This is a genomic window from Streptomyces sp. NPDC000345 (assembly GCF_042898825.1).
GTDB lineage: Bacteria > Actinomycetota > Actinomycetes > Streptomycetales > Streptomycetaceae > Streptomyces.
On the sequence record NZ_JBIAZE010000009.1, the window covers coordinates 378,887 to 391,478 of the forward strand.

Here is a 12,592-nt window from a genome sequence, read left to right on the forward strand (position 1 = left end):
CGCATTCCCGGGGCGGTGATCAGTGGCACTTCTCGTTCCTGTCTTCCTAAAGTGGGGCAATGCGCGCTGGCGAGTCACTGCCCGCCGTGGGGGAGGTCCTCGCCTCCCTCGCGACCGGCCTGTGGCACTGGAGTACTGCCACCGGGCTGGTCACGGTCGACGCCGAGGCTGCCCGGCTGCTCGGCCTGCCCGCCGAGCAGACCGTCCTCACCGAGGCCCAGACCCGGGCCCGGCTGCACCCCGTCGACTGGAACGAGATCACCGGAGTGGTCCAGCTCGCCGTCGCCGAGGGCACCCTCGCCGAGGTGCGCGTCCGGATCATGGACGACCAGGGGCGGGTCGTCCGGGTGGTCCGCAGCCGCTCCAAGCCCTCGTTCGACCCCGAGAACAAGGCGTACGAGCTGATCGGCACCCTTCAGGAGGTCACCGAGCCCCGGCCGGGCACCCCCGCCGGGAACGCGGCCGTCACCGGTGACTGGCGGCGCTCGCGGGAGGCGTTCCTGCTGGACGCGGGCCGGGCGCTGGCGGAGGCGCGGTCCACGGAGGAGGTGCTGCGGGTCGCGGCGGGCCTGGCGATGCCGGGGTTCTCACCGGACGGGCTCGCCGTCTTCGGGGTCGACGGGGACCGGCTGACGATCATCGGCCACCACGGGCAGCAGTCCGGCGACGAGGGTCCCTTCACCCATATGCCCGTGGCGACGGACTACCCCGCCGCCGAGGTCGTGCGCACCGGCCGGGCCGTCTATCTCTCCTCGCCCCAGCAGTACAAGGAGCGCTACCCCCTCACCTGGCCGCTCGCCGTCCACTTCGGCCGGGAGTCATGGGCGTTCCTGCCGCTGACGGTGGCCGGGCGGACGATGGGCGCCTGGATGGCCGCCTTCACGCACCCGGTGGCCTTCACCCCGGACGAGCGGTCCGTGCTCACCACGGTCGCCCGGATGCTCGCCCAGGCCCTCACCCGCGCGGGCGCCGCCGAGACCCAGCGCGAGCTGACCGACGGCCTGCAGCGCTCCATGCTGCCCACACTCGGCCCCGAGATACCGGGCCTGACCCTGGCCGCCCGCTACATACCGACCGGCGGCGGCCTCCAGGTCGGCGGCGACTGGTACGACATGATCCCGCTGCCCAGAGGCCGGTTCGCGCTGGTCATCGGGGACGTCCAGGGCCATGACGTCCGCGCCGCCGGGCTCATGGGCCAGCTCCGCATAGCGCTGCGCGCCTATGCCGCCGAGGGCCACCGCCCCGACGCCGTGCTCTCCCGCGCCTCCGGCTTCCTGCACGGCATCAACCAGGCCGGGAACGACACGGACCTGCGCTTCGCGACCTGCCTGTACATCGAGGTCGACCCGGCGACCGGCGTACTGGAGGCCGCGCGGGCCGGGCATCTCGACCCGGCCGTCCGGATGGCCGACGGCACGGTCATGGTCCGCGCCACGGCCGGCGGGCTGCCGCTGGGCATCGACCCGGCCGCCGACTACCCCACCACCCGGCTCGCCCTGGAGCCCGGCGAGACGCTGATGCTGTGCACCGACGGCCTGGTGGAGACCGGCGGCCACGACCTCGACACCGGCTGGCGGCGGATCCGCGAGATCCTCGAGGGCGACGAGGCAGATCTGGAGGGCCTGGCCGACGCGCTGGTCCAGGCGGTGCACGGCCCCTCCTCCCACCACACCCCCGGCCCGCTCGCCGACCGGCGCGGCGACGACATCGCCCTTCTGCTGCTGTGCCGGCACGGCGGGGACGGCTGCGGTCCGGCCGCCGCACCCGCACGGACCCCCGTGCGGCGCACCATGCTGACGGTCGCGCAGGCCGAACCCGAGCGGATCGCCGTGGGCCGGCAGCAGCTGCGCGAGCTGCTGCACGACTGGCCGAGCGAGGACCAGGTCGACTCGGCGGTCCTGCTCGTCTCCGAGACCCTCACCAACGTCCTCGTCCACACCGACGCCGACGCGCTGCTGGTCGCCGAGGTCACCGGGGCACCCGGCGAACGCCGGATCCGCATCGAGGTCACCGACACCAGCGACGACCTGCCCCACAAGCGCCGCCCCGGCGAACTGGCCTCCTCCGGCCGCGGCCTGGTCCTCATCGAACTCCTCGCGAACACCTGGGGAGTGGCCCCACGAGGCGAGGGCAAGACCATCTGGTTCGAGCTCTACGAGGCCGACGGCCCGGGCGGCGCCGACGGCCCGGACGGCTCGGGACCGGCGTAACGCGCCCGCAGCTCGTGCAGGACGCCGAAGGCCGCTGCTGTCAGGGGGACGGCGAGGAGCATGCCGAGGATGCCGGCCACGGAGGCTCCCGCGGTGATCGCGAGCATCACGGCGGCCGGGTGCATCTGCACCGTCCGGCTCTGGATCGCCGGCTGGAGGACATGCCCCTCCAGCACCTGCACGGCGAGAACGACCCCCAGCGCCCACAGCGCGATGACGAACCCGCGGTCGGCGAGGGCGACGAGCACGGCGACGGCCCCCGAGAGGAAGGCGCCGAGGTAGGGGATGTAGGCGCCCACGAAGACGAGCGCGCCGAGCCCCACGGCACCCGGCACGTCGAGGACGAGCAGCCCGACGGTGATGCACACCGCGTCGATGAAGGCGATGACGGTGGTCCCCCGCATGAACCCCTCCATCGCCGCGAAAGCCCGCCGCCCCATCGCCTCCAGGGTGTCGCCGGTCCCGCCCGGGGCGACGGAGCGCAGCGACTCGGCCGCCCGGTGCGAGTCCCGCAGGAAGAAGAAGACGAGCAGCAGGGCGAGCACGGCCATGGCGATGGTCTCGCCGACGACGCTGACCCCGCTGATCACATTGGAGGCGGCCGTCCCGCCGAACTTCGTCAGCAGCTCCCTGGCGTTGGAGGCGAGGTCGTCCAGCGAGGTCCCGGCCGCCCCGAAGTGGTCGGCGACGCCCTGCGCCGCGCTCCTCAGCGAGGCGACGATCTCGTCCCCGGTGTCGATCAGCGCGGCGACGACGATGTACACCGCCCCGCCGACGACCGCGACCACGGCGACACAGGTCAGCGCCGCCGCCGTCGAACTCGGCACCCGCGCCTTCACCAGCCGCCCGTGCAGCGGTCTGAGCAGCGCGGTCCCGAGCAGCGCGAGCAGCACCGGCGTGACGGCCGTACGGAACGTCGCGCACAGCCGGATCCCGACGTACGCCACGCCCGCGACGAGCAGGATCACCGCACACCAGGCGGCGAGCCGGCGCACGGGCACGGGGAGCAGCTGCACACGACCAGCGGACCACGCCCCGGCCGGATTGTCCTGCACGGACGACCGGCCGGGTGACGCTCCGTCATGCGCCGGGCGTCGGACGAGTGAGCCGTACCCGCCCCGGCCGGCAGGGCCTGTCCCGTGCTTTGCCGGCAGGTTCCCCGTCGTTTGCCCGTGGTTCTCAAAGTCGCTTAACGAAGCCCAAAGGGCGTTCACAGGTGGCGCCCCGATCGTCGGGGGATGAGCATCCGACCGCTCCTCGTCGCCACGGACCTGGCCGCCATCTCCGTTCTGGCCTTCGCCGTCTACTTCCCGCGCCATCACCGCAGGGACCTCGTCACCGCGTTCCTCGGCATCAACGTAGGGGTGCTCGCCGTCGCGGTGACGCTGAGCCAGGCGGCCGTCGGGATCGGGCTCGGGATGGGCCTGTTCGGGGTGCTGTCGATCATCCGGCTGCGGTCCTACGAGATCGCGCAGCACGAGATCGCCTACTACTTCGCGGCCCTCGCCATCGGCCTGCTCAACGGCATCCCCGAGGAGACGTCCGCGCTGCCCGTCGCCCTGACGGTCCTGCTCGTCGGCACGCTCTACATCGCCGACCACCCGCGCCTGTTCGCCCGGCACCGCACCCGCAGCTTGCGGCTGGACTCCGCGCACACCGACGAGGCCGCCCTGCGCGCCCATCTCGAAGCGCTGCTCGGCGGGCGGGTGGTGAACCTGTCGGTCAAGGCCGTCGACCTCGTCAACGACACCACCCAGGTCGAGGTCCGGTACGTGCTCGGGGACGGCAGGGCGCCGGCCCCGGCGACGGAGGCCGCGCGGCGGCCGGGGGTGCGGGCGTGACCGCCCTCGACTCCCTCGGCACCGCCGTCGGCGCCCTGCGCCCCGTCGGCCTCGGCGAACTCGTCGACCGCGCCGAACTGCTCACCCGCCTGGACCGCAAGTACGTCCTGCCGCTCGCCGACCTGCCCTTCCTGCTCGGCGGCCTCGGCACCGACGTACGGGTCCTGGAGATCGACGGGGCGCGGGACTTCGGCTACCGGTCCCTCTACCACGACACCCCGGACCTCGACGCCTACCTGGGCGCCGCCCGCGGCCGCCGGCGCCGATTCAAGGTGCGGGTGCGCAGCTATCTCGACTCCGGGCTCGACTTCCTGGAGGTCAAGACACGCGGACCGCGCGGGACCACGGTCAAGCAGCGGATTCCGCACGCCGCCGGCGACCGCCTTCTCGACGGCCACGCCCGCGCCTTCGTCGACACCGTCCTCGCCTCCGCCCGCATCGACTCCCGCGGCTTTTGCCTCCGGCCCGCGCTGACGACGACGTACCGCCGCACCACCCTGCTCCTGCCCGGCGACGGCAGCCGCGTGACCGTCGACACCGCACTGGTCTGGGCGCTGCCCGACGGGTCCCGGGTGCTGGGCGTCCCCGGCCGGGCCGTCGTCGAGACGAAGGCCGGGCGGGCCGGTTCCGGCGCCGACCGGCTGCTGTGGTCGCTGGGCCACCGGCCCTGCACGGTCTCCAAGTACGGCACCGGCCTGGCCGCGCTGCGCCCCGAACTCCCCGCTCACCGCTGGCTGCCGGTCCTGCGGCGCCACGTCCCCACCGCCCTCGACGGGAGCCCCGCATGAGCCTCAGAAGCACGGTACGGCGGAAGCTGACCGCAGCCCTCGCCTCCACCGCCCTGGCCTCCGCGGCGCTGGCCGGATGCTCCGCGTCCGGCTCCGGGGAAGCGGGCGGCGCCGCCTCGGCATCGGCCGGCGCGGGCTCCGCCGTGGACGGCGCCCAGAGCGCCGCCACCGTCCTGGCCGCGAACGAGAAGGCCCACCACGCCGACACCACCGAGGACTCCGCCGACGCCGTGGACATCGCGCTCGACGGGGACTCCGCCATCGTGCGGGGGGAAGGGGCGAAGGCGGACGGGTCGACCGTGACCGTCACCGCCGGGGGCACCTACCGGATCGGCGGCACGCTCACCGACGGCCAGATCGTCGTGGACGCGCCCGACGCCACCGTGAAGCTGATCCTCGACGGGGCGAGGATCTCCAGCTCCACCGGCGCGGCCGTGGCCGCCACCGAGGTGGACGCCCTCGTCGTCGTCCTCGCCGACGGCTCGGCGAACACCCTCTCCGACGCCGGCTCCTACGCCGACGACGCCGACGCGCACGCGGCCCTGTTCAGCGCCGGGGACCTGACCGTCGGGGGCGGCGGCGCGCTCACCGTGAAGGGCAACGGCGACGACGGGATCGCGAGCGAGGACGGGCTGGTCGTCGCCTCCGGGACGGTGCGCGTCAGCGCCGCCGACGACGGCATACGGGGCAAGGACTACCTGGTCGTCGAGGACGGCGAGATCACCGTCGACGCCGGCGGCGACGGCCTCAAGGCCGACAACGAGGACGACGGGGACTCCGGATACGTGTCCGTGGCCGGTGGCGCGGTCGACGTCACCGCGCAGGGCGACGGCATCGACGCGGCGACCGACCTCGTCGTCACCGGCGGGCGGCTGACCGTGGGCAGCGGCGGCGGAAGCGGCTCGCAGCCCGCCGACGACGCCTCGGCGAAGGGCCTGAAGGCCGGGGTCGTCGGCGTGCTGGAGGGCGGCACCGTCGAGGTCGACGCCTCCGACGACGCCGTGCACAGCGACGGCGCCGTCCACTTCGCCGGGGCCACCGTCACCGCCGCGAGCGGGGGCGACGGGGTGCACGCGGAGGGGGACCTCGTCATCGACGACGGCACGGTGAAGGTCACCAAGGCCGAAGAGGGCCTGGAGGGATTCGACATCGTCGTGGGCGGCGGCTCGGTGTCGATCGTCTCGAGCGACGACGGCATCAACGCCTCGGGCGGCAGCGGGACGTCGGAACAGGGCCGGGGCGGCCCCGGCGGCGGGGGCGGCGGCGAGAGCGTCGGCGACTACAGGCTGACCGTCACCGGCGGCACCCTGCTCGTCGACTCCGAGGGCGACGGGCTGGACTCCAACGGCACGGCAGAGATCACCGGCGGCACGGTCGTCGTCAACGGGCCCCAGCAGGGCGGCAACGGCGCCCTCGACGTCAACGGGAGTTTCACCGTCAGCGGGGGCACGCTGCTCGCCGCGGGCAGCGCGGGCATGGCCGTCGCCCCCGACGAGGAGTCCGGGCAGGGCTGGCTGTCGGCGACCCTTGACTCCTCCGTCCCGGCGGGCACGACCCTGCACGTCGTCGACGCCGACGGCGAGGTCGTCGCCACGTACGTCACCGCCAAGCAGATCCAGAACGTCGTCCACTCGTCGTCCGCGATCAAGTCCGGCGAGACGTACCGGATCTTCTCGGGCGGTTCGGCGCCCGCCGGCGACGGCACGGGCGGCCTCGCCGCGAAGGCCGGCACGCTCGGCTCGGCGCAGGAGATCGCGACGGTCACGGCCGGGGTCGCCCCGGAGGGCGGCGGGTTCGGCAACGGACCGGGCGGGGACCGCGGCTGACCACGGTCCCCGGCCCGGCCCGGGCTCATGCGGGGGCGGTCAGAACAGCCCCTTGTACTGCCCGAAGCCGCCGCCGATCTTGACGCGGCTGCCGTACGACCCCCTGCCGTCGCCCAGCTGGCGGTAGAGGCTGCCCGCGGTGTCGCGCGCGATCAGGTCGGTCCTGCCGTCCCGGTTGATGTCGCCGACGCCGACCACCACGTTGTACGAGGAGCCCCAGTTGGAGAAGATCTTCGTCCGCGCGGAGAAGGTGCCGTTGCCCTTGCCGTAGTACCGGTACAGGTTGTTCGACGTGTCCTGCGCGATCAGGTCGCCGATGCCGTCGCCGTTGAGGTCCCCGGCGCCCACGACCTTCTTGTACGTCTTCCAGTTGTCGTACAGCTTCACGCGCGCGGACAGGGTGGCGGTGCTGGTGCCCTTGTAGAGGTACACCGCGCCGGTGGAGGCGTTGCGGGCGATCAGGTCGGGGCGGCCGTCCTTGGTCACGTCACCGGGGTAGGTGAGGACGTCGTACTGCTTCCAGCCGGTCTGGGAGATCGTCTTGTACGTCGTGGAAGGCTTCGGCGCGCTCCCGCAGGCCGGCCGGTACGCGCGCAGGGCGTCGCCGACGCGGACGAGGACGTCGTTGCAGCGTTCGCCGTTCAGGTCGCCGAACGGCACCGCCTTGATGCTCGTCGACCAGCCCGTGGCCGACGCGCCCGTCTCCAGATCCCCGGAGCCGGTGCCGAGGTCCCACTGGATCCTGCCCGAGGACTCAAGCTGGAGCAGGTCGCCGAGGCCGTCCGGGGTGACCTCGTGGCCGCCGAAGTCACGGAAGGCCGGGGTGCCGCCGGTCACCGTCACGGTGCCGGTCCCCAGGGCCGACGGGGTGCCCGAGCCCCACTGCACGGCCTTCAGCGTCCAGGTGAGCCGGCCGTTGACGGCTATGGCGCCGGTGCTGGTCCGGCCGTTCCAGACCGGGGCGACGGTGGTGGAGCCGGTCGCGGGGCCGGCGCCGCCGGTGAGGGTGCGCACGGTCCTGCCGGCGGTGTCGGTGAGGGTGAGCGTCCAGGAGGCGACGGCGGAGTTCGTCGTCCAGACCGGCTTCCAGGCGGCGCTGGAGGAGGTGGTGCCCTTGAGGGGCACGCCGGCCGGGACGGTCTGGTCCGTCACCTTCAGCGTGGGCCAGGCGGTGCGGGCGGCCATCACGTCCGTGTCGGCGGAGATGGTGGACGCCGGCCCCCAGACGGCGGTGGCGGCACCGGCGGCGTTCGCGGCGATCTCGCCCCGCACGCTCTTGCCGCCGCCCACCCGACGGGCGGACGTCCACGAGCCGTCGGCGAGGGTGGCCTCCCACAGGGACTCGGTCTGCCCGCCGGCGTCGAGCTCCGGCCACAGGGCGTGGACCGAGCCGTCCGGGGCGATGGAGGTGTCCGAGGTGTACTGCGCCTCCCCGGCGGACAGGGTCTTCGGCGCCGACCACGCGCCGGCGGAACTGTCGTACGTGGTGGTCCGCACGTCGTCGGCGCCCGTGGCCCGGTCGGTCCAGACGAGGGTGACATCGCCGTCGGCTCCCACCAGCGGCTCCGGAACCTCGGCCGGGTCGCCGACGGCGGTGGCGGCCGTCTGCGGCGCACTCCATGCCGAGGCCGCGTCGGCGCGGCGCACGCTCTGGAAGGTGCCGTTCGCGTCCTGCCACACCAGATGCACCGAGCCGTCCGGGGCGGAGGCCAGCGCGGGCGGCTTCCGGGAGGCGGTGATCTCCTGCGGGGTCGGCCAGACGTAGGTGTCGAACGGCCTGGTGTTGGTCATCACCCGGTAGTACTGGGAGTTCACGGCCATCCAGTACGACACGACGAGCCCGCCCTGCCCGTCGTACGCGATCCGCGGGTGCCCGACGGTCCCGTAACCGGAGACACCCGCGTATGTGGCGGCATTGCTGACCTGCGCCGGTGTGGACCAGCTGTCCTGCGCGACGAGGGTGGCGGCGTACGCCTCGCTCCTGCCGGTCCGCCACACCCGCTGGCTCCACACGGCGGCGAGCGTCCCGCCGGGCCCCACGGCGAGGTCGGGGGACTCGAAAGCCGTGCTCGGGTCCGTGGCGATCACCGTGGGCTGCGACCAGGCGGACTGCCCGGCGCCCAGGGTGGCGGAGGCGACGTGCTCGGTGGTGGTCCACAGCAGGGCGACCGATCCGTCCGGCCGTGCCGCGAGACGTGCCTCGCCGACGACGTCGGCGACCGCGACCTGCTTGGTCCAGGTGTCGCCGTTCGCGGGGCGCGTGGCCGAGTAGAGGTTGCCGGTGCGGTTCTCGGTCCAGACGGCCACGGCGGTGCCGTCCTTGGTGACGACGACGTCCTGGACCTGGGACTTGTCGCTGTGGAGCGTCGCCGGGCCCGTCCACGGCGGCAGCGCGGTCGCCGCGGCGGCCGGAGCGGCGGGCAGCGCGGCGCCCGCGAGGACGAGCGAGACGGTGACGAGTGCGGTGGCCGCGGCGCGACGGCGCGACGGCAGGGCTGATCGGCCCATGTGTGTGGATTCCCCTCCCCGTAGGGGCGTTCGCCCCCCGATGGGCACCTTAAGCGGCCCGTGAGGGAATCGTGAAGGTGTTCGATCGCGTGGCGGACGGGACGGGCGGAAAAACTTTCGGTTCGCGGCAACTCTTCACGCCCCGGCGGCCACTGACAGGACGTAAGCCCGCTCCTCCCCGTAAGGATCCCCCGTGGCAGCTCCCTCCCACCGCCGGTCCCTCCGCACCCGCCGCACCCTCGTCGTCTCCGCCGCCGTCGTGGCGGCCGGTGTCGGCGCCGGGGTCGTCGTGATGAACGCGAACGCCGGGACCGTGGACCTGTACCACCAGACGCTCGCCGCCAAGGACGGCTGGGCCTCCTCCGGCACGGGCACGACCGGTGGCACCAAGGCCGACGCCGCGCACACCTTCACCGTCTCCACCCGCGCCGAGCTCGTGAAGGCGCTGGGTTCGGCGTCCGACACCACCCCCCGGATCATCAAGGTCAAGGGCACGATCGACGCCAACACCGACGACTCGGGCAAGAAGCTGACCTGCGCCGACTACGCGTCCGGCACGGGTTACTCGCTGTCGGCGTACCTGAAGGCCTACGACCCCGCCACGTACGGCACCTCCAAGCTGCCCGCCGGCACCCAGGAGAAGGCCCGCGCCGCCGCCCAGACCAAGCAGGCGAAGAACATCGTCTTCAAGGTGCCCGCCAACACCACGATCGTGGGCGTGCCCGGCACCGGCGCCGGCCTCACCGGCGGCATGCTCCAGATCCAGAACGTGGACAACGTCATCGTCCGCAACCTGGCCTTCTCCGGCACCGAGGACTGCTTCCCGCAGTGGGACCCGACCGACGGCGACGACGGCAACTGGAACTCCAACTACGACTCGGTCACCCTGCGCGGCGCCACCCACGTCTGGGCCGACCACAACACCTTCACCGACGCGCCCCACCTGGACAGCGCCAACCCCACGTACTTCGGCCGCGAGTACCAGATCCACGACGGCGCCCTCGACATCACCAAGAGCTCCGACCTGGTGACCGTCTCGCGCAACCAGTTCACCAACCACGACAAGACGATGCTGATCGGCAGCAGCGACAGCGAGCCCGCCGGCAAGCTGCGCGTCTCCCTCCACCACAACGTCTGGAAGGGCATCGTCCAGCGCGCCCCGCTGGCCCGCGTCGGCCAGGTCCACATCTACAACAACTACTACGACGTCACGACCCTCAACGGCTACGCGGTGCAGTACAGCATCAACTCCCGCGCCAAGGCCCAGGTCGTCGCCGAGAACAACTACTGGAAGGTCCCGTCGGGCGGGAAGGTCGCCAAGCTGCTCAGCGGCGACGGCACCGGCGCGGTCCTGGGCTCCGGCAACCTCGTCAACGGCACGGTGACCGACCTCGTCGCCGCGTACAACGCGGCCTCCTCCAAGGACCTGAAGACGACGGTCAACTGGACGCCGGCCCTGACGGCGGGCCTGGAGTCCTCGGCGAAGAACCTGCCCACGTCGCTGCCGACGACGACCGGCGCGGGCGTGCTCAAGTAGCACCCGCACGGGCGCGGGCGGCCCACCAGACGCGCGAGGGCCGGGTGACCACGAGCCCCCGGCCCTCGCGCCCCCTCTCAGGTGTCGTAGGTGCCGTCCCACGGCTCGGCGAAGGCGAGGCGGTCCGGGTAGAGCTCGGCCCAGGACTCGCCCTCGTCCTCGCGCACCACGAGACCGAACCGCACGCCTTCGACGACGAGCCGGAACGGCCGGATCGCGATGTCCGTGTAGGACCGGCGCGGGAGGCTGCGCAGCAGGGTCGCCAGATGGACGCGGGCCCGGGTGAGGACCGAGTCGTCGCCGTGCGGGTTGCGTATCTGCTCGGCCCAGGTGCCGGCACACCAGATCTCCGAGTCGCGGTGGTGGCCGTCGGCGTCGAAGAGGTGCAGCACGGTGTAGAGCCGTTTGTGCTCTTCCCAGCCGTCGTCGAGGGCGAACCCCTCGGGGAAGGCGTAGGTGACCGACGCGAGGAACTGACCGTGCGCGTACCGGCCGATGGACTCGGTGCGCTGCCTCGGTGCGTAGGCGATCGGTATGACCTCGGGGACTGCCATGGCGGAAACCATAAGGGTCGGCGCAAAACAACGGTGGCCCAGGATGCTCGATTCCCGGCCACCAGCGTTTTCCGCGGGCCGATCGGCGCCCCTCCATGCGGCCTGCCGCCGGTTCGGGACGGGTCACGCGAGCCTCATGACCTCGTTCTCAGGAGTCAGCAACCAGCGGAAATGGTCCACGAGCGGCTCCACCAGGTACGGATCACGCAGCACCACACCGAGTTCGATGTTGTCGGACAACGCCCGGTCAGTGAGGTTGGCGCTGCCCAGCAGCGCTGTGTGCCGGTCTGCCGCGATCAGCTAGGCGTGCAGCAGGTCGGTGACGGCGCCGACGCCCTGTTGCTCGACCTCTTCTTCCAGCAGCAGTGGCTCAACGACGCCGAGGCGCGGGGGATGTCCGTGACCGACGCCCAGGAGGCCGTGGACGCGACGCGCAGCGCGATGGCGCACAGTCCCGGCACCGCCGGATACGACCCGAACCTGCTCAGGCAGTCCGGACTGGCTCTCGGGCTGGACTTCACCAACGGTCTGAGGCTCACCATGCTGGTCGTGAGCCTTCTCCCGCTCGCCCTGGCCGTGGCCGCGTATCTGCTCATGCCCCGCCGGTCCGACAGCGGTGCCGCGAAGGGGAGTTGAGGGGGCGCCCGGCCGTCCCGCCACCCGCTGCGCATGCACGGTCGGACTTAGCGGGTCAGCATGGAGGAAAGGGACGTTCCCTCAACGGAGGTACCCATGGCTGACAACGAAACCTTCGTCCGCGATCTCTTCGAGGCGTGGAACGACCGGGACTACGACCGTATCGCCGGGGCCGTGGCTCCCGACTGCACCCTCATCGAGGAGGGCAGCGGAAGGACCCTGCAGGGCCCGGAGGGCTTCACCCGGCTGGCGAAGGCCATGTTCGATGCCATGCCCGACGGCAGGTTCACCCTCGACCACCTCACGTCCCAGGGGGACACGGTCGTCGTCGAGTACACGGGCAACGGGACCCAGACCGGAGACCTGGTCCTGCACGCGGGCACCCTGCCCGCCACAGGCCGTCACGTCACGGTGCACGCGTGCGACATCTACGAGGTCAAGGACGGCAAGATCAGGGAGGGCCGTGCCTATCTGGACACCGGCGCCATCATGAGCCAGCTGGGTCTGACCGAGCAGCTCCAGCGCTGACCGCGAGGGCCGGGTCACCCGGTGTGTCCGTGGGAAAGGGGCGGGGGGCCGGGGGGGGGGGGGGGCCCCGCCCGGCCCCCCCCCCGCGCCCCCCCATACCCCCCCCGGGGGCGCCCCCGGGGCCCGCGGAAGCGCGCCGCCGGGCGCGGGGGGGCGGGGGGCGG

11 protein-coding genes are annotated in these 12,592 nt (G+C 72.8%); 7 read left to right on the top strand and 4 right to left on the bottom strand.

The window, feature by feature from the left end; all coding sequences use genetic code 11:
- The first annotated feature begins 59 nt into the window (after positions 1 to 59).
- A complete protein-coding gene (locus ACFY30_RS23825) occupies positions 60 to 2,210 on the top strand; it encodes a SpoIIE family protein phosphatase (RefSeq protein ID WP_390847160.1) in 2,151 nt (716 codons plus the stop codon).
- Here ACFY30_RS23825 and ACFY30_RS23830 read toward each other — a convergent pair.
- Complete coding sequence (locus tag ACFY30_RS23830; protein WP_390847161.1) at positions 2,153 to 3,226, bottom strand: AI-2E family transporter; 1,074 nt, start codon at positions 3,224 to 3,226, stop codon at positions 2,153 to 2,155. The two genes, ACFY30_RS23825 and ACFY30_RS23830, sit on opposite strands and share 58 nt — an antisense overlap.
- A gap of 222 nt (positions 3,227 to 3,448) precedes the next feature.
- Between ACFY30_RS23830 and ACFY30_RS23835 the strand changes: the two genes are divergently transcribed.
- From ACFY30_RS23835 to ACFY30_RS23845, 3 genes are read left to right on the top strand one after another with little or no spacing between them, the layout of a single operon-like run.
- Positions 3,449 to 4,051 carry a DUF4956 domain-containing protein gene (locus tag ACFY30_RS23835; protein WP_390847162.1) on the top strand — a complete coding sequence of 201 codons (603 nt, stop codon included), beginning with the start codon at positions 3,449 to 3,451 and terminating at the stop codon, positions 4,049 to 4,051.
- Positions 4,048 to 4,839: a VTC domain-containing protein gene (locus ACFY30_RS23840; RefSeq protein ID WP_390847163.1), complete on the top strand. Its 792-nt coding sequence runs from the start codon at positions 4,048 to 4,050 to the stop codon at positions 4,837 to 4,839. The genes ACFY30_RS23835 and ACFY30_RS23840 overlap by 4 nt, the downstream gene beginning before the upstream one ends.
- A complete protein-coding gene (locus tag ACFY30_RS23845; protein WP_390847164.1) occupies positions 4,836 to 6,665 on the top strand; it encodes a carbohydrate-binding domain-containing protein in 1,830 nt (609 codons plus the stop codon). The genes ACFY30_RS23840 and ACFY30_RS23845 overlap by 4 nt, the downstream gene beginning before the upstream one ends.
- 39 nt (positions 6,666 to 6,704) lie before the next feature.
- Here ACFY30_RS23845 and ACFY30_RS23850 read toward each other — a convergent pair whose 3' ends face one another.
- The gene (locus tag ACFY30_RS23850; protein WP_390847165.1) at positions 6,705 to 9,173 is read right to left on the bottom strand and encodes an FG-GAP repeat domain-containing protein; all 2,469 of its coding nucleotides are present in this window, start codon (positions 9,171 to 9,173) and stop codon (positions 6,705 to 6,707) included.
- A 193-nt stretch (positions 9,174 to 9,366) separates the two neighbouring features.
- Here ACFY30_RS23850 and ACFY30_RS23855 point away from each other — a divergent pair, with 193 nt between their 5' ends.
- The gene (locus tag ACFY30_RS23855; RefSeq protein WP_390847166.1) at positions 9,367 to 10,710 is read left to right on the top strand and encodes a polysaccharide lyase family 1 protein; all 1,344 of its coding nucleotides are present in this window, start codon (positions 9,367 to 9,369) and stop codon (positions 10,708 to 10,710) included.
- Between the two features lie 77 nt (positions 10,711 to 10,787).
- Here ACFY30_RS23855 and ACFY30_RS23860 read toward each other — a convergent pair whose 3' ends face one another.
- On the bottom strand, positions 10,788 to 11,264 hold the full coding sequence (locus ACFY30_RS23860) for a hypothetical protein (RefSeq protein WP_390847167.1): 477 nt from the start codon (positions 11,262 to 11,264) through the stop codon (positions 10,788 to 10,790).
- A 123-nt stretch (positions 11,265 to 11,387) separates the two neighbouring features.
- The gene (locus ACFY30_RS23865) at positions 11,388 to 11,564 is read right to left on the bottom strand and encodes a phospholipase D-like domain-containing protein (protein ID WP_390847180.1); all 177 of its coding nucleotides are present in this window, start codon (positions 11,562 to 11,564) and stop codon (positions 11,388 to 11,390) included.
- 6 nt (positions 11,565 to 11,570) lie between these two features.
- On the opposite strand from ACFY30_RS23865, the gene ACFY30_RS23870 reads away from it, so the two are divergent.
- Entirely contained in the window at positions 11,571 to 11,900 is a 330-nt protein-coding gene (locus ACFY30_RS23870; protein ID WP_390847168.1) for a hypothetical protein, read from the top strand.
- 96 nt (positions 11,901 to 11,996) lie between these two features.
- A complete protein-coding gene (locus ACFY30_RS23875) occupies positions 11,997 to 12,428 on the top strand; it encodes an ester cyclase (protein WP_390847169.1) in 432 nt (143 codons plus the stop codon).
- Positions 12,429 to 12,592: the final 164 nt, after the last annotated feature.

Excerpts from the sequence above, each read along its gene's own strand:
- ACFY30_RS23825 (WP_390847160.1), top strand. The coding sequence starts at position 60 with ATGCGCGCTGGCGAGTCACTGCCCGCCGTGGGGGAGGTCCTCGCCTCC.
- ACFY30_RS23835 (WP_390847162.1), top strand. The coding sequence starts at position 3,449 with ATGAGCATCCGACCGCTCCTCGTCGCCACGGACCTGGCCGCCATCTCC.
- ACFY30_RS23845 (WP_390847164.1), top strand. The coding sequence starts at position 4,836 with ATGAGCCTCAGAAGCACGGTACGGCGGAAGCTGACCGCAGCCCTCGCC.
- ACFY30_RS23850 (WP_390847165.1), bottom strand. The coding sequence starts at position 9,173 with ATGGGCCGATCAGCCCTGCCGTCGCGCCGTCGCGCCGCGGCCACCGCA.
- ACFY30_RS23860 (WP_390847167.1), bottom strand. The coding sequence starts at position 11,264 with ATGGCAGTCCCCGAGGTCATACCGATCGCCTACGCACCGAGGCAGCGC.
- ACFY30_RS23875 (WP_390847169.1), top strand. The coding sequence starts at position 11,997 with ATGGCTGACAACGAAACCTTCGTCCGCGATCTCTTCGAGGCGTGGAAC.